This is a genomic window from Dolichospermum compactum NIES-806, from assembly GCF_002368115.1.
Lineage (GTDB): Bacteria > Cyanobacteriota > Cyanobacteriia > Cyanobacteriales > Nostocaceae > Dolichospermum > Dolichospermum compactum.
The window spans coordinates 977557-999721 of record NZ_AP018316.1 but is presented as its reverse complement, the minus strand read 5'-3'; the positions used below and the strand labels follow the sequence as shown (position 1 = coordinate 999721).

The window sequence follows — 22165 nt, the reverse complement described above, 5'->3', positions numbered from 1 at the left end:
ATATTGATTTTCTTGAGATTGGTGCTTCTATACTTAATTATCAAAATTATCGGTCAAAATTTTTATGGATTCCAAATTTCTACCGTCAACAGTGAAAATATTGCAGGCTACAAGTTTGTGGCAAAATAATCGGGTAATATTACGGGAATTTAAACACTTTCGAGTTGTGGCTATTTTAGCTATCATATTTTCGGCTTTAGCGGCAAGTTTTGAAGGGTTTGGTTTAGGATTTTTGCTGGTTTTCCTACAAAGTCTAACTACTCCTGGTTCTGAACCTGTGAAAACAGGGATAGAGTGGTTTGATATTTTGATTTTAGGAATTAATGGTTCAGCAACAGAGCGATTATATCGAATATCTGCTTTAATTGTTGTTACAACCTGTATGCGGGCATCCTTTAATTATATAGGACAGATTTGCATCCAGTTTAGTGAAATTAGCTTAGTAGATAATCTGCGTAAACGAATTTTTCAACAGTTAGAGGCTCAAACTCTCAATTATTTTAGTCATAAGAAATCTGGAGAATTAGTTAATATTCTTACCAGTGAAATGGAGAGAATTAGACAAATTTTTGGTGGACTAGCTTTTTTAATTACTAGAAGTTTTACCCTGATTGTCTATTCTATTTCTTTGTTTATTCTTTCTTGGAAACTGACTATAATCTCTATTTTACTATTTAGTCTTTTGGCGGTGGCATTATCTACTTTAAATAAACAAATTAGAGAACGCAGTTTTGCGATTACTTCTGCTAATGATAATTTTACTGCTAGGGTGCTAGAGTTTATCGAAGGTATTCGCACAATTCATGCTTTTTCTACTCAAGAATTTGAGCAAAAACGCTATTATCAAGCCAGTGAAAAAATTGTTAATACTTGGAAAAGTGTTTATTGGATTTCTTTGATAGTTAAGCCTTTGGCGGAGAGTATATCTACCCTAATTCTAATTGGTATGATTATTGTGGCTTTAGCCACAGGATTAATGAAAGTTTCGGCTTTGTTAACTTTCTTTTTTGTGCTGTTCCGCATTATCCCTATGACTCAGGATTTGAATGGGGTAGTAGCTTTTTTAAGTACCCAAGCGGGAGCGGTGGAAAATATCAAGGATTTGTTAAAAACTGATGATAAAATCTATTTTCAAAATGGCGCACTGAGATTTCCTGGTTTCAAAAGATCAATTGATTTAGTGTCGGTAGATTTTGATTATAGTTCTGATCAACGAGTTTTACATAATATTACTCTCTCGATTAAACAAGGTGAAATGACAGCCTTAATTGGTTCGTCTGGTGCTGGTAAAACTACACTTGCAGATTTAATTCCTCGCTTTCATGATGCGACTGATGGCTATATTTATATAGATGAAGTTGATATTCGCAAATTTGACATTAACTCTCTGCGTTCTAAGATAGCAGTTGTGAGTCAGAATACTTTTATTTTTAATACTTCTGTTTGGAATAATATTGCTTACGGGACACCAACAGCTACAGAAGCAGAAATTAAAGAAGCTGCACGATTGGCAAATGCTCTAGAATTTATTTTAGAAATGCCGGAGGGTTTTGATACGCAATTAGGAGATAGAGGTGTGCGGTTATCAGGTGGACAAAGACAAAGAATTGCGATCGCTCGCGCATTGCTGAAAAACCCCGAAATCCTGATTCTAGATGAAGCTACAAGTGCTTTAGATTCTGTGTCTGAGCGGTTAATTCAAGAATCATTAGAAAAGCTATCTGTTGGCCGTACAGTAATTGCGATCGCTCACCGTCTCTCTACTATAGCTAAAGCCGATAAAGTTGTAGTTCTAGAACAAGGAAAAGTCGTAGAACAGGGCGCATATCAAGAACTACTGCAACAACGTGGTAAGTTTTGGCAATATTATCAAATTCAAAATGAAGTGAGATAAACAATCATTGTCAGCATTCAGCTATCAGCGGTCAGTTAAAACCAGATTTTAGGGTTTTTCAAGTGCTTTTCCCATACTTTATTTTCTCATCCTCCAAGCAATGTTAAATATTAACTCCTCCGAACCTTTGGTAAGCGTGATTATCCCTACATATAATCGCCCAGAATACCTGAAACAAGCCATTAATAGTGCTATTAACCAAACCTATCAAAATCTAGAAATCATTGTTTCTGATAATTGTAGTTCCGAAAATCCCCAAGCACTAATTGAATCATTTCAAGACTCACGGATCAAATTTTGGCGACATGAAAAAAATATTGGGATGTTAGCTAATCAGTTTCATGGTTTTAAACTTGCCACAGGTAAATATGTAGCTAGTCTCCATGATGATGATATGTGGAATGAGGACTTTTTATCTAAACTTGTTCCCAACTTAGAAGCAAATCCCGATTTAATTTTGGCATTTTGTGACCAATATATTATAGATGGTGATAGTAAAATTAATGTGGCTGCCACTGAAAACAATACCCGCAGTTATAAACGTGATCAAATCACTCCCGGAGTTCATAAAAATTTTACTCAAATTGGCTTAATTGATAAAAGTATTCCCACTGCGGCTGCTTGTGTAATTAGAAATGGAGTGCTTAATTGGGATAATATTCCTTCAGAAGTTGACGGAATGTGGGATTTATATTTAACATATCTTTGCTGTATTTCTGGTTATGGAGTTTACTATGTTCCCGAAAAATTAACAAAATATCGAGAACATGAACAAACTGATACTATGCTCAGTGGTAGTCGCAATGTTCAAGCAAAAATCCGTAAAGGTAAAAGTGAGATATTCTGTTACCAAACTTTTATGGAAGATCAACGGTTACAGGAATTTAAGTCCTACTTTAAAACCAAATGGTTAGAAGCTAATACAACTTTAGGAATTGGCTTATTACGAGATCAAAAAATTACAGATGCCCGTCGTTATTTTTGGCAAACTTTAAGTGAACAAAAATTTAATTTACGCACTTTAGCGGCTTTAATTATTAGTTTTATTCCTGCCAATCTAACGAATAAAATTTGGAAAATTTCAATTTAATAATTTATTAAATCACAAGAGGTTATGAGTGAAAATTTGTATTGTTACCCACAAAATCAGAAAAGGTGATGGTCAAGGTAGAGTTAATTATGAAGTAGTTAAAGAAGCCATCCGTCGTGGTCATGATCTGACATTATTAGCTAGTGAAATTGCCCCAGATTTAGCCGATAATAGTGCCGTTAATTGTATTTTTATTCCAGTAGAAATGTATCCTACGGAATTTATTCGCAATTTCATTTTTGCTCAAAAAAGTGCCGATTGGTTGCGTAAAAATCGGGCTAACGTAGATTTAATTAAGGTCAATGGCGCGATTACTATGGGGGCAAGTGATGTCAATGCCGTGCATTTTGTGCATGGTTCTTGGTTGAAATCGCCTGTGCATATTTCCCATAAACGTAAAGATTTGTATGGGTTATATCAATGGTTATTTACTGCGGCTAATGCCTATTGGGAAAAACAAGCTTTTCGGCAATCTAAAGTTATTATTGCTGTCTCAGAAAAAGTTGCCCAAGAATTAGTAAATATTGATGTACCTCGTTCACAAATTCGGGTTGTTGTTAATGGTGTAGACTTACAAGAATTTGCTCCTGGTGTCAGTTCTCGGACGGAATTGGGATTACCTGAGAATGTTAATTTGGCATTATTTGCAGGTGATATTCGGATTTCTCGAAAGAACTTAGATACTGTACTTCATGCTTTGGTAAAAGTTCCTGAATTACATTTAGCAGTTGTCGGTGGTACTCAAGATAGCCCTTATCCGGCAATGGCAAAAGCATTAAATATTAGTAAAAGAGTGCATTTTTTAGGTTATCGCCGTGATATGCCCCAAATTCAACGGGCATCAGATTTATTTGTGTTTCCATCCCGTTATGAACCTTTTGGACTTGTAGTGATTGAAGCGATGGCTTCAGGTTTGCCCGTGATTACCGCCACTACTACTGGTGCGGCTGATTTAGTTAATCCCGACTGTGGCATCGTTTTAGACAATTGTGATGATGTTAATGCTTTAGCCGATGCGCTTGGGTTGTTAAATAGCGATCGCTCACTGCGTCAACAAATGGGTAAAGTTGCCCGGACTATTGCCGAACAACATAGCTGGTCAACAATGGCACAAACCTATCTAAATATATTTGAGGAGTTAATCACCCATGAGAAACACAGTTCTCATCCCCACCTATCGCCGTCCTCAAGACCTAGCCCGCTGTCTGAAAGCACTGCAACAGCAAACTAAATCAGTTGATCAGGCGATCGTTGTTGTCAGAGATACAGACACAGAAACCCAGCAATTTCTCCAACAATTTCCGCCTCACCTCCTCCCCTTACAGATTGTCACCGTCACCCAGCCGGGAGTCGTCGCCGCCCTCAACGCCGGACTGGCACAAGTACAGGGAGACATTCTTTCCATCACCGATGACGATGCTGCCCCCCACCCGGATTGGTTATCAAGAATTAATACTCACTTCAGCGTCAATTATGCCATTGGTGGCGTTGGTGGCCGTGATTGGGTGTATCAAGGAGACAAACTCGAAAATGGTTCTCGTCCCATAGTTGGTAAATTGCAATGGTGGGGGCGCGTCATTGGCAACCATCACTTAGGAGTAGGCGCACCCCGTGAAGTTGATGTCCTCAAAGGTGTGAATATGAGCTTTCGTACCCAGGCGATCGGCAAATTACGCTTTGACGACAGAATGCAAGGAACAGGCGCACAAGTACATTTTGAAATGTCCTTCGCCCTCACCCTCAAACGTGCCGGATGGAAAATAATTTATGATCCCAGCATTGCAGTAGATCACTATCCAGCCCAAAGATTTGACGAAGATCAACGCCACAACTTTAACGACACCGCATTAATTAACCTAGTCCACAACGAAACCTTAATTTTATTAGAACATCTTTCGCCCCTACGTCAAATTGTATTTTTATCTTGGTCAATTTTAGTTGGAACAAGAGAAAGTTTAGGAATATGTCAATGGCTAAGGTTATTCCCACAACAAAAAGAAATTGCCAGTAAAAAATTGCGAGCATCCTTACAAGGAAGATGGTTAGGATATCAAAAATATAGAAACATAGAAAAACACCATTTTGGCTATTAACTACCCCAACCCAGATCCCCGACTTCTTCAAGAAGTCGGGGATCTATCTCCTAACTAAACTTTTTATAGAATAATCAGATCAAAATGATTTCCAAACCAATACTTTTCAATACAGTTTTAAAAGAACAATTTTCTCCCCAAGATCGATCAGCCCAAAGTTGGATCATCATCCTGGGTTTTATCTTAATCACAACAGCTTGCTACTTTACCAGTACAGCCAGTTTGCACCTTGTTTTTCCCGCCAGTACCTTTCTAGTCGCCGTATTTTTGTACTTACGACATCCCATTCACTATATCGGTTTCACTTGGTGGATTTGGTTTCTCACCCCCTTGATTACTCGTTTCGTTGACTATAAAGTTGGCTGGGACCCCACCAGACAAATGTTAATTGCACCTTATTTAGTCGTATTCCTGACCATATTCACCTTTTTAAAATACCTACCTAGCAGTCTTCGTCAAGGGGGAGTGCCATTTCTTTTAGCAGCCATAGGAGTTTCTTATGGATGTTTAGTAGGTTTAATTTACAATCAACCACTCCCTGTAGTTCGGAGTTTTTTAGATTGGTTAAGTCCCATAATTTTTGCTTTTCACCTATTTTCTAATTGGCGAGATTATCCCAGTTATCGTCAACATCTGCAAAGAACATTTATTTGGTGTGTACTCATACTAGGAGCTTACGGTGTCTATCAATTTGTTGTCGCTCCTGAATGGGATAGATATTGGCTAATCCAATCGAAAATGTTTACCAGTGCTGGACACCCGATTCCTTTTGGAATGCGTGTCTGGAGTACATTACACTCACCTGGTCCATTGGGAACTGTCATGCAAGCTGGTTTACTATTATTATTTACCACCACTGGTCCATTAATTTTCCCCGCTTCTGCTGTGGGTTATTTATCATTTTTACTTTCCCAAGTGCGGACAAGTTGGGGCGGTTGGTTATTAGGAATAATTTTGATTTTTGGTTCAGTAAAACCTAAAATTCAAATGCGATTAGTTACCATAATTTTAGTAATGTCAATCTGTGTTATTCCCTTGGTAACTATCGAACCACTTTCTAAAGTTATTACCACTCGATTTGAAAGTTTTTCTAATCTCGAACAAGATGGTAGTTTCAGAGATAGATCCGCAACTTATGACAGAAACCTGAATTTAGCTCTTTCTAATGTTGTCGGCAACGGCTTTGGTAATGTCTGGAAAGTAAATGAAAAAACTGGACAAATAGAAGTAATTGTCATTGATAGCGGCATTTTAGATATGTTTTTTACCTTGGGTTGGATTGGTGCTATACCCTATATTAGTGGGTTGGTATTAATGCTAATTACCGTTAGTAATTATACAGAAGGTCGCTTTGATAGTTTTCTCAGCGCTGCCCGCGCTATTGGTATCAGTTCTTGCGCCCAGTTAATTATTTATAGCGGGATGCTGAGTATTGCCGGGATGATTATGTGGGGATTTTTAGCAATGGCTATGGCAGGTCATAAATACTATAGCAGGCCACAGAGTTAAATTAAAACCCCTGCTTAGAGTTTAAAAATTTTAGATTTTCACATTTTATTGATAAATTGTGATAAAATTTAGTACAAATATTTTCTGTCTGAAAAGTAGTTAAACTATTAAACAAGAGGTGAAATACCATGTTAAAAATACAACCTCCAACTGTAATTGATTTTCAACCAGCAATTGCTGCTAAAGATAAGGATGATAAATCTATTTTGATGATAGATGTGAGATTTTCAGGTATGTATTCTTCCCCAGATATTAATATCTTAAAAATGGAACAATACCAGCATATTCCTTTTTTAATGTTTGTTAATTCTAATGTCATGAGAATCTTTAAGAGTCCGACTTTTACAGAAGTAGCAAGATTGGACACGAAAAAGGTTTTAGAACATTATAATCCAAAAAGCATCGAAGGAATCATCTATCAATCTACTTTAATAACTTTAACTCAATCATGGTTAAGAGATTTAGCTTATCATTGGAAAAGTGAAACCCCTCCTTACATTGAGGAAATGAAGGAAATTGGCTTATTTACTCTTTTGTTTGATGGTACGACAGAGGAGTTAGAATTATTATGATTATTTATTTATAAACTAATTCAATTATGGCAATTGCCAAAGGAAGGAACAAAGAATTAGAAGATTTTGTCTATGATTCTTCAAATAATTTACAATTTGTCATTCCTAGTATTTGTTTAATGGAAACATTAGTAGCAATAGAAAGAGAAGAAAAACGTAGTCAATCTTTTTCTCAAACTATTCAAATAGAAATGAATGAAGCTAAACGAAATAAAGAATTAAATAACTCTCAATCTTTTGTTAATTATTTAGAAAGTTCTTTAATTGATTATGATGACATATTAACTGATTTCAAAAAACGTTTTTTGAATATTATCGAATATTTAAAAAATCATGGTGAATTGATTGAACCAAGCATTAAAATGTTAGCAGATGATATTGATGTTGATGATACTCCAATTCAGGAAATAAAAGAGAGTTTAATAACAGCATTACAAGAAGCAAAAGCAGGAAAAAGAATCCCTTTAGAAAAAATGTGGGAAGGAATTGATGCAGAATGATTCTTTTTTAATTAAAATTGATTTAACTCCTGAATATCAGAGAAATTTAAAACATTTAGCCAAAAAATACCGAAATATTCGTTCTGATACTCAATCTTTCATTACAGAATTGCAAAAAGGAAATTTATTAGGAGATACAGCACTTCCCGGTGTTATGAGGTACACATCTAGCGGGCAAGATGCCCGCACCACAAGAGTTTTATGATTCAACCTTGTACCTCATTAGAGCGGAATCTGCTGTAGATTAACTGGTTTTAATGAAGATGTTTATATTTATAAAGCTAGAATCAAAAATAGTAATCTTCAAAAAGGTAAAAGTGCTGCTTATCGGGTAATGTATTTACTTGAATCAGAAACCAGCATTTTATTGTTAACAATTTACAGTAAATCTGAACAAGAAAATATTAGTGATTATGAGATTAATTCTATTTTAGATGAGTTTTACAGAGATGAATAAAAAACGCCAATAAGAGAAATATTATAAATGTTGGGTTATGGCTAACGCCTCCTGTCAGGGATACGTTACCTCAACCCAACCTACTTGAAAAATTATTAAATATCTAAGTCCATCTCTATCTGATTAACTCTGATTTCTTTGTGTTTTTCTGCACTTTTAAGAACTTCAAAAGCTAAAGTCATCATGAACTTCTGTTTATTTTCAATAATGTCTTGAACTGTAACAATCTGAATTTTATCACAACTATGAGTCATGAGTTTGTTTTGATAAAAGCCAGCAGATTTGGCAGTTTTTAACATATCTTTTGTAGGATTTTCTAAGGTGATAAATATAGCTATACTCGCATTTTCTAAGGTCATTGTTCCTAGTAAATCTCGGATATCTCCTGATTTAACTTTGCCTGATTTAACTTGAAAAATTACCTTTTCTGGTTCACCTTTATCACCATAAAATAAAACAGTTCCATCTACACCTTTATCTGCACCTTTTTTAGTGTTAATTATGGCTCGATTATTAGTATAAGTTAAAATTGCCCATTTTTCAAATTCTTTACGAGTACGATCATCTGCTTTATTTGCTAATGCTCTTGCACTTTCTATATCTTTAGGAATACCATGAAGTTTGATGTTATCTACAAATTCTTTACCAAAGCTGTCTTCTAATCTTTTTAAAATTAAACTAATACTTTGATAAGTAATATCAATTCCTATCCATTGTCTATCTAATTTTTGGCAAACTGCAACAGTTGTCCCACATCCACAATAAGCATCTAATATTATATCATTTTCATTAGAACTGGCTTTAATTATTCTTTCTAATAATGCTTCTGGCTTTTGTGTTGGATATCCTAATCTTTCTTTTGATTGTGAATTTATCATATCAATATCCATCCAAAGATTTGTAAGAGGTATACCTTTTAAATCATGTAAATATTGTTTAAATTCAGGGTGTTTAGCAGTTGGTGAAAATCTAACTTTGTTTTCTTTTTTAAGTTGTTCTAATCTTTCTTGAGAATAAGTAGCCATTACTTGCCAACGATATCTACCATATTCATCTTCATATTTAAACCTTCTAAGATATTCGCTAGGATAATCTTCATACTGAATATCAAAATAATAATTTTTTGACGATTTAACATAAAAATAAATAATATCATTTAATGTTGAAAAAGATTTAGTAATTGCTTTTACCGTGTTTGTACGTCTTTTCCAAACAATTTCGTTTATAAATTCTCCACCCTGAGAACAAAAAACAGCATCTAATATTAACTTCAAATAGTGACTAGAGGTAGGATCACAATGTAGATAAAAACTTCCTGTAGGTTTCAAAACTCGATGAATTTCTGTTATTCTTAAAGTCATACTCACTAAATAAGCGAGTAAACTTCCTTTCCCTAAAACATTACTTAAACCTGTAATTAAAGCAATACATTGTTGAGTAAATAAACCATGATAATTAGTAATGATTTCATCTATTCCCCGAATAGCGTGATCATCCCATTCCCAAGTATCAATAAATGCTTGAGCTTGTGCTTTATCTTCTCCACCAATATTATTATAAATTTGATTATAATTGCGTTTAGAATTAAAAGGAGGATCAATATAACATAAGTCAACAGACTCATCTTTAATGTAACGTCTTAAAACTTCTAAATTATCGCCATAATAAAGTTGACTAACCATTGTTTTTGTGCAATCATTTTGCTTAAATTAAACCTGATTAATCATTCTTATACTTAATTACTTTTTTGTCATACTAGAAAATATGGGATATTCTCTGATGTTTTATTAAGAAATTTTAAGAAAATACCTGAAAAACCCTGATAATCTGGAAACGGATTGAGTTATAATGGCTACAAAGGTTAACTCATCTAAGTTTTATGACTGTTACAGAAATTTTACGATTTGTGGATAATTTAGTATTTACTAAGACTGATAAACATTTAGATGATCTCCAGAAAAAGATCATTGAGGAACTATTTAATGGTAAAACTTATAGACAAATTGCCAATATTTATGATTATGATGAGGGTTATATAGGTGATGAAAGTAGGAATTTATTTAAACTTTTATCTGAAATTTTAGGTCAAGATATTAATAAATCTAATTTTTGTTGGACTATAGAAAGAGTTGTAAATTCTAAAATTATTAATTTTGAAAAAAATAATATTAATTGGTGTTCTAATAATCAAATATCAAATCACCATCAACATAATAAGAATACAGAACAAGCTAAATCTTTTTATCATGATTTAAGTTTATCACCTAAAATTACTCGTTTCTATGGACGAGAACAAGAATTAAACCTTTTATCTAATGGAGTATTAAATCAACACACTCATTTTATCTCTGTTTTAGGATTATCTGGAATTGGTAAAACTACCCTTGTGAAAAGATTTATTGATCTAAATCTTCAACAATTTGAAGTTATTATCTGGAGAAGTTTAAAGTTTCCTAAATCCCTAGATTTACTTATTGATGATTTATTGAATATTTGTCAACAAGAAGCTAAAGCAACTATAGATGATAAATTAAAACAATTATTTAATATCCTTAAAAATAAAAAATGTTTGATTATTTTAGATGATCTGGAAAATATCTTTGTTAATTGTCAATTTGCAGGACAATATAAACCTGAATATCAAGATTATAAAACCTTCCTGCAAATGATTACAGAAATTGAACATCAAAGTTGTTTAGTTCTCATCAGTCAGGAAAAATGCCAAGAAATGATATCATTAGATAGTGAACTATACCCGATTCATTGTTTAGAATTATCAGGTTTAGATAATGCAGCTACAGAGATATTAAAAAATCAAGGATTAAAAAATGAGGAAAATTGGTTAAAATTAATCAACTTATATGAAAATCATCCTAAATATTTACAGTATATTAGCATCTTAATTAAAGATGTCTTTCAGGGTGAAGTTATCGAATTTATCAAAGAAAATAATTTAATTTTAACAGAAGATTTTAAATCTCTGTTTGATTTAATATGGATGAGATTATCTGAAGTTGAAAAAGAGATATTATTAAAAATAAGTCAAAATGAGCAACCTATATCTAGAGATGAAATAAAACAGTTTTTATCATTGTCATCAATGGATATAATTAACGGGTTACAATCATTAACAAGAAGATTTTTAGTAAGTAAATTAGAAAACGATCAAAAACTATATACTATCTCTGCCGTTTTTAAAGAATATCTCAGAATTTATCATCATTAATCATACTCCCTTCCTCTTGCTATTGGCATCTGGACTCAATACTATTCGGTTAAGGCTAAAAAATGAAAATACGTAGGTTGGGTTGTTCGCGTTAGCGTTGCGGAGCAATCGGAACATTCACGAAGTGTGGCGAAGCCATAACCGAACAGTATTCCATCTGGACTGTGAGAAAATTATTTATGCAGCATCTCAGCATAAATAGGACTTACGCAAGTGTCACACTGAAAATCTGTTGTAGTTGTAGGGTGCGTCAGATATCAATAATCTGTTTATTTGCAGAATTTATGCAGTCTGACGCACCCTACCAATGTGCCAGTTGCGTAAGTCCTGATAAAGTGGCTATGGACTGATAGAATGTGTTCACTTTCATAGCTAATTTGCTTGTAACCGGGGTATTTATGAATCAAATTCATCGGGTGGCGATTGTCGGCGGAAATCACGGTAATGAGTTAACGGGAGTTTACTTGGTGAAAAAGTTTCAGCAATATCCCCATTTAATTCATAGAGGCAGTTTTGAAACTTTATCATTACTTGGTAATCCTAAAGCTATTGCTGCACGGACAAGATATATTGATACGGATCTGAATCGTTGCTTTAATCAAGATAAATTATCAAGTTCAAAAATATCAAGTTATGAAGAATTAAGGGCGCGAGAAATTCAACAAATATTACAACCAGAAAATCAAAAATCTGTAGATACAATTATTGATTTACATACAACTACTGCCAATATGGGATTATGTATTATTCTAGGAAATTGGCATCCTTTCCTGCTCAAATTAGCTGCTGATTTGAGTGCAGTTAATCCTTTGGTGAAGGTTTATATTCATGAACAACCTCAAGGTAGTGGGTTTCTGCGTTCTTTGTGTGATTTGGGTTTTGCGATTGAAGTTGGTGCTGTACCCCAAGGAATTTTAAATGCGGAATTATTTCAAAAAACTGAACAACTTATTTATAGTGTGTTAGATTATTTTGAGGACTATAATCAAGGAAAATATTTACCAAAAAATAACACACTAACAGTTTATAAATCAATTGGTGTGATTGATTATCCGAGAAATGAAGTAGGGGAAATTCAGGCGATGATTCATCCCCAACTTCAGTTCCAAGATTATGAACCTTTGCATCCTGGTGATCCTATTTTTCTGACTTTCACAGGAGAAGAAATTTTCTATCAAGGAAATTCTCCTGTTTATCCGATCTTTATTAATGAAGCTGCCTATTACGAGAAAGGAATTGCGATGCACATTAGCGAACAGCAGTTAATTAAGATTGGCTAATTCTCTGGTTTCCATGACTCTGATGATATTGTCTTTTCTCATTAATTCACGATATACACTTAGTGTTTCTTCATTTACTCTTGCGGCACTAAATCTTTCTAAATTTTGCTGGGAGCAGAATTTCCACTGATCTAAAAGTTGGCGATCTCTCAATAATTGTGTCAAAGTATTAGCTAAGGCTGAAATATCCTTGGGTGGCACTAAAATCCCTGCTTGACTATAATCTAAAGTCTCAGGAATGCCATCTACATCACTAGCGACAATGGCACAACCAGCTTCCCGCGCTTCCGTTAGCACTAAGCCAAAAGATTCGCAGTGTGAAGCCAAAACAAAGATATCTGTTGCTAACATATAGCGTTGCGGTTCTGCCTGGAATCCTTCAAAATGAATGCGAGTGCTAACATCTGTATTTTGCACTATTGCCTCGAACATCGAACGATCTGGACCATCTCCTACTAAATATAAATGTGCTTGGGGAAAGTCTGTGGCAACTATTTTAAATGCCTCAATTAACTCATAAATACCTTTACGGGTATACATCCCAGCCACAGTAGTTATAGATGGATGTGGCATTTCTAACGGTTGATAATCTTCAAGTTTTTTATGTCGAGGACTTCCTAAAGTTCCATTACTAACCACTCGCAACTTTTGAGGTGGAATACCCCGTCTAATCATGGAATTAGCTACGGCTTTGCTAACAGCAATTACTTGATCAGCTAACCCCATGAGGATAGCACTATGTTGAAATTCATTATGGACAGTAGAAACTAAATGATATTCTCGATTCTTGCGAAAAATACCTGCTAAAATTGCCCCTGTCATCATGTGTACATGAACAATATCCGGTTGAAACTCTTTAATAATTTGGCGATAATGCCAAGCAGCTTTAATGATATTTAATGGTGTCCGACATTGATTTAAATGAAAATGTTCAACACCGTGATCTGAGAATAACTTTTCATATTCTCCACCAGCAGAAGCTACAGCAATATCCAGACCACTTTTTGCTTGTAAACAAGCTAAATCTACAGCAACATTAACAATTCCATTACCGATTTTTTGAACATGATTAGTAATATGTAGAATTCGCATTTAAATTTTCTCCACTGTAATTATTTATAGCCAATCTTCAGATGCTTACTAGTCCCAACTTACTCGGATTTAAAAAATATTTCTTCCGAATATAAAAATCGGTTAATAAATCCCCGAGGTAACATCTCAAGCTGGGAAGGATAAGCGGCAATAGCTTTTTGTTTTTTCTCTTTTACTGATGTTACTGATAAGCGATAAGCCGCGGCAATATCTTGTAACTTCAACAGAATAAATAATGGCGATCGCCAAAATACCCAAATAGGATATTGAAGTATTTCTGTATGAATTTGCGATTGGATAATTGCCTCTTTCACTAAATTATAAGTAGCTTCATGATCTTGATGACAGTCTTTACGGTGAGGCACATAAACCTCTCCCGGTTGATATAAATTTAGTAGTTCTGAAATCTCAGTAATTATCTGTTGCCTTTTCTCTATATTTAAAGAAGCTAAACTGCCATCTTGGTGATTTAAAAAATGAATCTCTGAAGGGGTTACCCCCAAAATATTTAACGCCATCAAAGATTCTTGTTGACGAATCTGGATAACTTGATTTTGCATAAGTGGATCTGAGCCATGAGAACCTCTACCATCAGTCAAAAAAGTTATGGCTACCTGTGTTCCTTCTTCTCTTTTCCGTGCAATCATCCCTCCACAACCAAAGGTTTCATCATCTTGATGAGGAGAAAAAACCATTACTGATTTTTCAGAAAAATTTAAAGGCTGACTTCCCCAATGCAAAATCCACCATGAAACTAAACTACAATGAATATATTGTATTTGATTTAACAATTTATTAGGAATTATTTTTTCTAAGGAGATTAGGTTTTTTTTATGATTCATAAATTTAAAATTGATTCCAGACAAAATCCCAGTCTTCTAGATAACAAATATTGAGGTTCTTCCGTACCTGTTATGCCAAATATGAGTTTATTTACCCCATCACCCATATAAATAAAGGGTTTCATTGTTTTTGATGCCAAATTTATATCAAATTCACCGATGAATTAACGTAAAATCCTTACGGTATAAGGATTTTAGGGTTTGACAAAATTATTTAGCATAGTAAGTACCGAATAACCAATATTGATGCTTCCCATAAATCAAAATAACTATTTTTATAATAGTCAAGCCCTAGACAAAAGTATTTATTTTTTTAATAAAGTTATGCTGAACATATCAATAAGAAAGTGTTTAAAAATCAGATAGATCGTAAAAAAATCTCTCAGTATTATGGACTAAAGAAGAGGACTAGCCAAGAATAAATTTAAACTACCTATATTTTACAGAAAGCTGGATTAGCTGACGACTAACGATTGAATGCTTACTATTTTCCTACCCAGAAGTGTTTCTATAGAAACAGTAAATTATCAGTTAGATTAGTTAGAATTTATGGAAATCATCGAAATCTCTATAACCTACTATATAGCGGTATGCACTTTTTATGAGATACAGTCAGCAAATCGTAAAGTAGGGGCGGGGTTTCTCCACCCTCGATTGTATTGCTTGATGTTTACCATTAAATTTAGCTAGTTTTCGTATTCCATTGGACTGTAATGATTACTAAATTTTAGCTGAAGTTATAAATTGAGTAATTATTGCATTAGTATAAGTTATCTTGGGTATGCAATGGTGTGCCACTATCATGCAGATGAATTGGATTAGTTTACTAAAAGCGCAACAAACTGACTTCTTAAACCGGGTAAAAAAACCGAAAACGGCGGATCTTTCTCTTTTAGAAAGTCGAGTTAAAGGTTATCACAGTGAGGTAATGGCATTTGCGGGGGATTCATTAACGAAAATTCTTGAATTTTCCCGTCAGCAAGCTGAAATACTCGCCAAAAATCCCCCACCGATACCACCTGAATATCCTGAATATCCTGATTGGATCATTCCTTTTCAGACCTATTTTCAACGCCAAGCAGAAGATTATCTTGTCCGTGAACAAATTGTTGATTGGATGATTACGGAACGGTTAGGAAAATTGGTGAGAAAAGTACCACAAGATACTTTAGGTAATATGGTTTTGGATGATGAGGGAAATTTACGTGGTGAAAGTAAGTTTACTTATTTGTTAGCAAATAACCCAAAAGTGAGTATTCAAATTCACGTAGCAGATGGAGAAAGTTTTAACGGCATTAAAAAAGATAAAATTCGTTGGTCTGTTAGTCAAGAAGATATCAATAACCACCAAGTATTGATTTTTCTGTGTTTGTTTTATCCAGGAAATACCCAGTCAGGATACCACAAGCAAACAGTGATTACTGGTTTTTTACCAACAAATCAACTAGATTTTTCAGACTCAAAGATTTATCTAACTCCTAGTAGTCTATTATATGCAGGAGGATTAAATTGGTATTTACAGTCTCTGGGTGGTAAGTCAGATGATGTGCCAATAAATGATGAGAAAATGATGGTAGAAACCATTCAAACCTTACCATCAGATCATCCCAAAAAGAAGATTATTGGTGATTGGGAATGCTGGCAAACATTGAAAGGACATACAAAAGGTATTAACTGTTTAGCCTATGCTATCAAAACTTTAGTAGTCCAAGATGCCGGAACTAAAAATGTGAAAACAATCCCGATGTTAGCTAGTGGTAGCAGGGGAGAAACAAAATTATGGGACTTATCAAAAGGTGAATTAATCGAGACATTATCAGAATATCCTTGGGTTATTTCTGCCAACGTAGATGAAGTTAATTCCCTGGCTTTTAGTACCGATGGACAAACATTAGTAAGTGTAGGTGCAGATTCCACCGTTAAAATTTGGCATACTGGGGCGTTGGATCTAATTGATATTCTCCATAAACATCATGGCGATGTCCGTTGTGTGGCATTTACACCTGATGGTAAGATGTTAGCAACTGGTGGTCATGATCGCAAGATTTTGTTTTGGAATTTGCGCGATCGCCAAGTCGAAAACACCCTATCCTTAGATGATACAGCAGCCCATTCCATGGTGTTAAGTCAAGATGGGAAAATTTTGATTACAGGTAGTTATCGCAAAATCAAAGTTTGGGAAACATCCTCAACACTCAATCAGAAAAATTTGCCAGATACACAACCAATATACACCCTGATGGGTCATTCTCATATTGTCAGTTCCCTAGCCATGAGTGCTGATGCTAAATTTTTAGTCAGTGGTAGTCAAGATCAAACTATTCGAGTTTGGAATTTAGCTACTGGGGAATTAGTTCACACTCTCAAAGGACATCGAGATAGTGTGAATACAGTTGCTTTAAGTCCTGATGAACAAATTATTGCTAGTGGTAGTGCTGATAAAACTATCAAATTGTGGCATTTACAATCTGGGGAATTATTAGGGACATTTGCCGGTCATGCTAATACAGTCACAGCTTTATCCTTTACTGCTTCTGGAGAAATGTTAGTCAGTGGGAGTTTGGACAAAACAATTAAAATTTGGCAGCGGAGTTAGATAAAAACGGCGGTCGTCTCTACAAGTTTGTGCCACTTACAAAACTGGTACAAATTTTTTATGAATAACTGCTTGACTGGCTGCTATTTTCGTGATGCCAAATTCAGGTTTAATTTTTAAACCTCTTACCTTTGCGCCTTTGCGCCTTTGCGCCTTTGCGTGAGGATAAATTCATACTTCAATTATGCAACGCCCAATTTTTAATGTCTAATAGCTTTACCTGTAATAGATGCGCCCAATATCTCTGATATCCAAACTTCAATATTACGAATAGGATGGGAACGGAGGGCTGTAAAATCGGGATGGATAATTGGTTCAACTAAAATTGTAAACATTCCCAAGCGATTACCAGCTAAAACATCTGTAAACAAGCGATCGCCTACCATCCCCACTTGATGTACAGGTAAATTCATCTCCTGCAACGCCGCCCGAATTTTCCGTCGGGAGGGTTTAGCCGCACCCAAATAATAAGGTAAATTAAGAGAACGGGCAATGCCACCAATTCGCGCTTCACTTAAATTATTACTGACTAACCACAATGTCGTACAAACCCGAATTTCTTCTATCCATGCTTGCAATTCTGGGAAAGTAGAACTTGTTGTCATCGGTACTAAAGTTTCATCCACATCTAATACTAGCCCTTTCAGCCCATATTGTCGGATAACATCTGGTGTCAGCGTCAAAACTGAACCTGCTAAAATCAAGTTAGGCTCTAATAGATGGTTGCGAGTCATAATTTTTTGTGAAGGCTAGGAGGTGGGGGCGCAGGGTTTGGGACTAGTACCGCAAGGCGTTCGTCAAAAGTCAAAAGCAATATTGGGCAAGCTTTTTGGCGATTAAGAATGGTTGATTTATTTACGCCGTGCTGTACTAGTCAGGATTCAGGAGTCAGAAAGGAAGAAAAAAAATTTCAGGTTTAGATTTATTAAGCAAACCCTAATTAAATTTAGATTTTTGAATAAGGCAAAAGGTAAGAGTAATTAAATTACCCATTACCCATTACCCATTACCAATCAGCAATTACCAATTACTCAACTTCGTTAAAAAGATGTTCTTCTAAGAGGGGTTGAAATTTACGGAACTCTTCAGGAGAAAGTAATTCTGGTTCACCTGTTTTCGTAATTCTGGCAAAAAAGAGCAAGGGGTCGAGGGGAGTATAAATTGCATACTCCTGTTCATCATGATAAAAAGTGGCAATTTCCATTAATTGCTCTGGTTCTAAACCATTTTCTTCATCTTCAATTTCTAAAGTAAAGAATTTCGATTCATCTTCAGGAGGCAACTCACCTGCTACAGTCAAAGCATAAGCAGTATTCTTGAGAATCAGGTTTTGCTCAGAAAGAACCGCTTGAGCAGTGCCGAAAATTTCCTCTATCATTTCATCATCTTCCACCAAGACGGCTTCTTCTTCGTCGCCATCGGCTTGCCAAGCAAAAATTTCTATTGGTGCATCTACAGGAAGGAGGAGAACATATTTTTCTCCCTCCACATCCAGGGTATGCTCAATGTAACATTCTAGTGTTCGTTTTAGCTCATCTGTTAAAATCAGAGAACTTTCGGAATCGTGATCATTGTCTTCAGGGAGTGGAGATGAATACATAGCTGAATTATGTAACTGTAACAATACTCTTATATATGGAAATCATTGAACCGCTAAATGACAGCCGATGTCAACCATAAATTGAGAGATAGAAGTAATAGTTTTTAGAATACCATGTTAAAAGGGATCACTCATCAGTAAATGTTACTGATCGCATTGCTGAACTGCGCCTAGCATCTAGCCACTGCTGTAAAATCAATGCAGCCGCCTTACGATCAATTAAACCCTTATTTCTTGATGGAGAGCGATTTTCAGCTATTAGCAGTTGTTCTGCTTGATAAGAAGTTAATCTTTCATCCATATATTCCAAAGGAAGTTTCAGCGCTGCTGCTAATCTAGCCGCAAATTTTTGGACATGACGAGCTTGAAAACCGATAGAACCGTCCATTGAATAAGGTAAACCAACAACGAGAATTTGCACTTGTCGCTCATTGACTATTTGCTGAATTTTCTCAACATCTTCGACAAAAGATTTACGCTCAATTGTGGTTATACCCGTAGCAATTAACCCTGTGCCATCACACCCAGCTAAACCAATGCGTTTACTACCAACATCCACACCCAACGCGGAAATAAATGATTTTGATGGCTGTTGGGAGCTCACGCTATTGTTGCTCATGGGGTTCATCTGTGGCTGAATCTGATGGACAAGGTCTGTCTATTATATTAGGGTTTTGATGATTGAAAGCTACAATTTCCGACTGAACTGGTGTAGCTCTTTCTGGCTGTACCTGCTGTGGTTGCGGCATCCATGACATCCCTCCAGGAATGGGTTTCCGGGTTGGTTGCAGTCCTTGTAACATTTCCTGCCACTGAATCCCTTCTAAGGAAACAAATTTCGATTCTCTCAGTTTATGCCAGACGGAACGAGACATGATCAGGGTATGTTCTTGACGTTTAGCCCCAATTCGCTCTAAATATTCTTCTCTTTCTGGCTGATAGTCTGAGGAAGCTAATTGTAATCCCTGTTGGGGGAAATCTTGGGCGATACGGGCTAATTGAGATAATAGTTCAGGATACAACCAAGTATAGGCAGGATGAACTGTCAGTGTGGCGATATGGGGTTTTGTCCCTGTGCGATCCAGTTGCACCTGAAAATAACCAATGGCTGCTTTCCGCTGGGGTTCAAAGACATAACCACTGACAACTTCGGTTTTTGTCATCCACTGCTTGAGGGCATCAGCAATAGCGCCAAACAAAGTGGTTTTAAAGTCGTGGGTGTGTCGGTCAAATACTTGCCTTACCAGAGGTGGCATTGATGCTGTATCTAGTTGATATAGTAAGGGAGCATCAGCATTGCTGACTGGTAAAAGGTTGGGTAAATCTGGCTCGGTTTGAATTAATTCTGCTAATAACTGGGGACTAATTTCCCAGTATGTCATTTCTGCCAGCCGTTGAAATCCATTGTGGCGATACAAGGCTAGGGCATCAACATCATTAATGTTAACTTCTAATATCCACGTCCGGGCTTCTAAAATGGACTCAAAGCAATGGCGCAGTAGTTGTGAACCTACTCCCAGGCGATCGCCCGTTCCTGCTAACATCACCCGATCAATTCGCCAAGTGCTGCGAGTTCGGTTAAAAGGCGAGACTTGAATCATTCCCAGTAGTGTCCTTCCCTGTTCGGCAACATAGACCCAGAAACGGTACTGTAAAGGATTAGGAAACCAACTTAAGAATTTGAGTAACCCATACCAGTGTTTTAACCATTGCATTTGCCGCATCGCCGCATCAGTTTCTTGGGAAGAAAGATGGGACAATGATTCTTGAGTTAAGCGATCGATTCCTTCCAAGTCCCTATGTTGGACTGGTCGGATAACAACGCTGAGATTTCGAGGGAGTAGTGAAGTCATTTTGATTCAAGCCGCCATTTAACCTTTACAAAAATATGATTGGTGATGTAATACTAGCAATCATTTTAATGGCTTTTTGCTCTTAGGTCTTGCTTCCAAAGAGTGATTTTCTTAACTAAATGCGTAAAAAAAATATAAAAAGCAGAAACTGTGAGTATACCTTTGAGGTGAAAACCACAATGTCTGCTTCTATTCTAGGGTAATTCCAGTGACATACTCCACACATTCCCTTATGCCTTGCGGCACGCTCGCGCGAACAGGTGAGTGTGGGCTTCTCGGCGACTCTTTTATGAAGACATTAACCGAGCTTTAAAGCCCTATGCCTTAGGGACTTTTTGAGATAATTTTTAACTTTTTTGATAGCCTGCTTTTGGTGCATTTAATTGAGTTACACCTACCCTTGAATATTATATCAAATATTTGAAAAAAAATCAAGAAAGTGTTCATGCCTCAATGCCTCCCTATCGGTTAGGTTAGAGGCTTCTACTGTTTAAGCTAAAAATACTTTTCAATCTATAGACCTTGGCGAGAAGCGAATTTTTCAAATTCCGCTTGGGTTTGATGTAGTAATTGTTGACGACTATCTTGGATTGTCTGTTTGAAGTTGGGAACTAAGTTAGGAACCAAGTTGCGAGCTTGTAGTGTCATATGCAGTTGTAGATGAGCAACGTATTCGCTTATATCTTGGTTATCTACAGTTGCGCCCGTTAGTACATTTGATTCCATTGCCACTGAGTTCTCCTTGATTGAATTAGTTGTAATTGCTTTACTAGACTAGATCATGAAGTTATCATGTTTTTTACTTAACTGCCTATTTCGCAATGAAGTGTAATGATTGGGAAAGAGGGAACAGCCAAGAATCAAGATACAGCAGTACAACCTTTAATCACAAAACCTTGCAGCGAGGCTGTTTTACTGCTGATAGCTGATAGCTGATAGCTGACCCCTGATAGCTGCCGTAAATAACCTGATTTCTTACCAAATAGGAATTTTTTAATCGTCCCAAAGTGTATAAGTTTCGTTAAAAACTTCATCCCAACTTAAAGCAATAATATCTGGTTTTTTGCCCATTTCATCTCTAGCATCCTGTTTTGCAGATAGAAAACATTTATTCCAAATTGATTCCAAAAAATCTCGATAGAGACTTGGCATTTCTTCTTGACTGGCAGTAATTTCTGCCCTAGCTGAACGAATAGAAATTACCCAACTAGCACTACGTTTTTCCGGTTGACATTTCCACTTAATTATATGCAGTATCAATCGATTTAATTGACTAATTACTGCTCTTTTTTCTGATCGCCCCATAGACTCGGCTAAACTTTCTAAAATATTATCAACTTCTTTCATTTTTCCCTCCTCTAGCAGTTGTTTTGCTTTCACTACAGCTAAATATGGTGATTGAAAAACGAGTTCGTCATAAGGTACTGTCATAATTGGTAACTCCTTGGCTTGTTTTTTCCCAAATCTTGCATATAAATACATCATATTATTAATTTTATATGCCTGGACTTGACGATGAACCATAGACTGTTGATTATGGATAAGTAACTCAAAAATCAAC

The 22165-nt window shown here is 35.8% G+C and carries 21 protein-coding genes; 12 read left to right on the top strand and 9 right to left on the bottom strand.

The annotated features are described in order from the left end of the window. The first annotated feature begins 64 nt into the window (after positions 1-64). The 9 genes from hepA (at position 65) to CA730_RS04690 (ending at position 8115) form a co-directional block, all read left to right on the top strand. Positions 65-1894 (top strand): heterocyst formation ABC transporter subunit HepA, encoded by a 1830-nt coding sequence (gene hepA / locus CA730_RS04730; RefSeq protein ID WP_096664610.1) that lies wholly within the window; start codon positions 65-67, stop codon positions 1892-1894. A 100-nt stretch (positions 1895-1994) separates the two neighbouring features. Beyond that, positions 1995-2984 (top strand): glycosyltransferase family 2 protein, encoded by a 990-nt coding sequence (locus CA730_RS04725; RefSeq protein WP_096664607.1) that lies wholly within the window; start codon positions 1995-1997, stop codon positions 2982-2984. Between the two features lie 28 nt (positions 2985-3012). Beyond that, complete coding sequence (locus CA730_RS04720) at positions 3013-4215, top strand: glycosyltransferase family 4 protein (RefSeq protein ID WP_096664604.1); 1203 nt, start codon at positions 3013-3015, stop codon at positions 4213-4215. Next, on the top strand, positions 4133-5077 hold the full coding sequence (locus tag CA730_RS04715; protein ID WP_096664601.1) for a glycosyltransferase family 2 protein: 945 nt from the start codon (positions 4133-4135) through the stop codon (positions 5075-5077). Before CA730_RS04720 ends, CA730_RS04715 begins: the two co-directional genes overlap by 83 nt. Positions 5078-5161: 84 nt before the next feature. After that, positions 5162-6586, top strand: a complete 1425-nt coding sequence (locus CA730_RS04710; RefSeq protein ID WP_096664598.1) for an O-antigen ligase family protein — start codon at positions 5162-5164, stop codon at positions 6584-6586. A 128-nt stretch (positions 6587-6714) separates the two neighbouring features. Beyond that, positions 6715-7158 carry a hypothetical protein gene (locus tag CA730_RS04705; protein WP_096664595.1) on the top strand — a complete coding sequence of 148 codons (444 nt, stop codon included), beginning with the start codon at positions 6715-6717 and terminating at the stop codon, positions 7156-7158. 26 nt (positions 7159-7184) lie between these two features. Beyond that, positions 7185-7658, top strand: a complete 474-nt coding sequence (locus CA730_RS04700) for a PIN domain-containing protein (protein ID WP_096664593.1) — start codon at positions 7185-7187, stop codon at positions 7656-7658. Continuing rightward, positions 7648-7863 (top strand): hypothetical protein, encoded by a 216-nt coding sequence (locus CA730_RS04695; RefSeq protein ID WP_197705499.1) that lies wholly within the window; start codon positions 7648-7650, stop codon positions 7861-7863. Before CA730_RS04700 ends, CA730_RS04695 begins: the two co-directional genes overlap by 11 nt. A gap of 27 nt (positions 7864-7890) precedes the next feature. Then, positions 7891-8115 (top strand): type II toxin-antitoxin system RelE/ParE family toxin, encoded by a 225-nt coding sequence (locus tag CA730_RS04690; RefSeq protein ID WP_157750057.1) that lies wholly within the window; start codon positions 7891-7893, stop codon positions 8113-8115. Positions 8116-8210: 95 nt separating this feature from the next. Here the strand turns inward: CA730_RS04690 and CA730_RS04685 are convergent, their stop codons facing one another. After that, complete coding sequence (locus tag CA730_RS04685) at positions 8211-9797, bottom strand: DNA methyltransferase (RefSeq protein WP_096664590.1); 1587 nt, start codon at positions 9795-9797, stop codon at positions 8211-8213. Positions 9798-9994: 197 nt separating this feature from the next. On the opposite strand from CA730_RS04685, the gene CA730_RS04680 reads away from it, so the two are divergent. Both CA730_RS04680 and CA730_RS04675 read left to right on the top strand, forming a co-directional pair. Continuing rightward, positions 9995-11341, top strand: a complete 1347-nt coding sequence (locus CA730_RS04680) for an nSTAND1 domain-containing NTPase (RefSeq protein ID WP_096664587.1) — start codon at positions 9995-9997, stop codon at positions 11339-11341. Between the two features lie 398 nt (positions 11342-11739). After that, entirely contained in the window at positions 11740-12621 is an 882-nt protein-coding gene (locus CA730_RS04675) for an aspartoacylase (protein WP_096664584.1), read from the top strand. Here CA730_RS04675 and CA730_RS04670 read toward each other — a convergent pair. Both CA730_RS04670 and CA730_RS04665 read right to left on the bottom strand, forming a co-directional pair. Further along, a complete protein-coding gene (locus CA730_RS04670) occupies positions 12604-13713 on the bottom strand; it encodes a glycosyltransferase family 4 protein (protein ID WP_096664581.1) in 1110 nt (369 codons plus the stop codon). The two genes, CA730_RS04675 and CA730_RS04670, sit on opposite strands and share 18 nt — an antisense overlap. A gap of 59 nt (positions 13714-13772) precedes the next feature. Further along, entirely contained in the window at positions 13773-14555 is a 783-nt protein-coding gene (locus tag CA730_RS04665) for a PIG-L deacetylase family protein (protein ID WP_096664578.1), read from the bottom strand. Between the two features lie 802 nt (positions 14556-15357). Here CA730_RS04665 and CA730_RS04660 point away from each other — a divergent pair. Beyond that, positions 15358-17151, top strand: coding sequence for a WD40 repeat domain-containing protein (locus tag CA730_RS04660; RefSeq protein ID WP_096671283.1), 1794 nt, complete (start codon positions 15358-15360; stop codon positions 17149-17151). Between the two features lie 200 nt (positions 17152-17351). On the opposite strand, the gene CA730_RS04655 is transcribed toward CA730_RS04660, so the two are convergent. From CA730_RS04655 to CA730_RS04630, 6 genes are all read right to left on the bottom strand, one after another. Continuing rightward, positions 17352-17885 (bottom strand): YqeG family HAD IIIA-type phosphatase, encoded by a 534-nt coding sequence (locus tag CA730_RS04655; RefSeq protein WP_096664575.1) that lies wholly within the window; start codon positions 17883-17885, stop codon positions 17352-17354. Positions 17886-18178: 293 nt separating this feature from the next. After that, positions 18179-18751: a DUF3727 domain-containing protein gene (locus tag CA730_RS04650; protein WP_096664572.1), complete on the bottom strand. Its 573-nt coding sequence runs from the start codon at positions 18749-18751 to the stop codon at positions 18179-18181. Positions 18752-18878: 127 nt separating this feature from the next. Further along, complete coding sequence (gene ruvX, locus CA730_RS04645; protein WP_096664569.1) at positions 18879-19370, bottom strand: Holliday junction resolvase RuvX; 492 nt, start codon at positions 19368-19370, stop codon at positions 18879-18881. After that, positions 19357-20604, bottom strand: coding sequence for a GNAT family N-acetyltransferase (locus CA730_RS04640; RefSeq protein ID WP_096664566.1), 1248 nt, complete (start codon positions 20602-20604; stop codon positions 19357-19359). Before CA730_RS04640 ends, ruvX begins: the two co-directional genes overlap by 14 nt. Positions 20605-21117: 513 nt before the next feature. Then, a complete protein-coding gene (locus tag CA730_RS04635; RefSeq protein WP_039200714.1) occupies positions 21118-21330 on the bottom strand; it encodes a hypothetical protein in 213 nt (70 codons plus the stop codon). 267 nt (positions 21331-21597) lie between these two features. Further along, positions 21598-22128: a DUF29 domain-containing protein gene (locus CA730_RS04630; protein ID WP_231939976.1), complete on the bottom strand. Its 531-nt coding sequence runs from the start codon at positions 22126-22128 to the stop codon at positions 21598-21600. Between the last annotated feature and the right edge of the window lie 37 nt (positions 22129-22165).

What these genes read in the sequence shown, in the direction of transcription:
- hepA (WP_096664610.1), top strand. Translation starts at nt 65, where the DNA reads ATGGATTCCAAATTTCTACCGTCAACAGTGAAAATATTGCAGGCTACA.
- CA730_RS04725 (WP_096664607.1), top strand. Translation starts at nt 1,995, where the DNA reads ATGTTAAATATTAACTCCTCCGAACCTTTGGTAAGCGTGATTATCCCT.
- CA730_RS04715 (WP_096664601.1), top strand. Translation starts at nt 4,133, where the DNA reads ATGAGAAACACAGTTCTCATCCCCACCTATCGCCGTCCTCAAGACCTA.
- CA730_RS04710 (WP_096664598.1), top strand. Translation starts at nt 5,162, where the DNA reads ATGATTTCCAAACCAATACTTTTCAATACAGTTTTAAAAGAACAATTT.
- CA730_RS04705 (WP_096664595.1), top strand. Translation starts at nt 6,715, where the DNA reads ATGTTAAAAATACAACCTCCAACTGTAATTGATTTTCAACCAGCAATT.
- CA730_RS04700 (WP_096664593.1), top strand. Translation starts at nt 7,185, where the DNA reads ATGGCAATTGCCAAAGGAAGGAACAAAGAATTAGAAGATTTTGTCTAT.
- CA730_RS04695 (WP_197705499.1), top strand. Translation starts at nt 7,648, where the DNA reads ATGCAGAATGATTCTTTTTTAATTAAAATTGATTTAACTCCTGAATAT.
- CA730_RS04685 (WP_096664590.1), bottom strand. Translation starts at nt 9,797, where the DNA reads ATGGTTAGTCAACTTTATTATGGCGATAATTTAGAAGTTTTAAGACGT.
- CA730_RS04680 (WP_096664587.1), top strand. Translation starts at nt 9,995, where the DNA reads ATGACTGTTACAGAAATTTTACGATTTGTGGATAATTTAGTATTTACT.
- CA730_RS04675 (WP_096664584.1), top strand. Translation starts at nt 11,740, where the DNA reads ATGAATCAAATTCATCGGGTGGCGATTGTCGGCGGAAATCACGGTAAT.
- CA730_RS04670 (WP_096664581.1), bottom strand. Translation starts at nt 13,713, where the DNA reads ATGCGAATTCTACATATTACTAATCATGTTCAAAAAATCGGTAATGGA.
- CA730_RS04665 (WP_096664578.1), bottom strand. Translation starts at nt 14,555, where the DNA reads ATGAATCATAAAAAAAACCTAATCTCCTTAGAAAAAATAATTCCTAAT.
- CA730_RS04660 (WP_096671283.1), top strand. Translation starts at nt 15,358, where the DNA reads ATGCAGATGAATTGGATTAGTTTACTAAAAGCGCAACAAACTGACTTC.
- CA730_RS04655 (WP_096664575.1), bottom strand. Translation starts at nt 17,885, where the DNA reads ATGACTCGCAACCATCTATTAGAGCCTAACTTGATTTTAGCAGGTTCA.
- CA730_RS04650 (WP_096664572.1), bottom strand. Translation starts at nt 18,751, where the DNA reads ATGTATTCATCTCCACTCCCTGAAGACAATGATCACGATTCCGAAAGT.
- ruvX (WP_096664569.1), bottom strand. Translation starts at nt 19,370, where the DNA reads ATGAGCAACAATAGCGTGAGCTCCCAACAGCCATCAAAATCATTTATT.
- CA730_RS04640 (WP_096664566.1), bottom strand. Translation starts at nt 20,604, where the DNA reads ATGACTTCACTACTCCCTCGAAATCTCAGCGTTGTTATCCGACCAGTC.
- CA730_RS04635 (WP_039200714.1), bottom strand. Translation starts at nt 21,330, where the DNA reads ATGGAATCAAATGTACTAACGGGCGCAACTGTAGATAACCAAGATATA.
- CA730_RS04630 (WP_231939976.1), bottom strand. Translation starts at nt 22,128, where the DNA reads ATGGTTCATCGTCAAGTCCAGGCATATAAAATTAATAATATGATGTAT.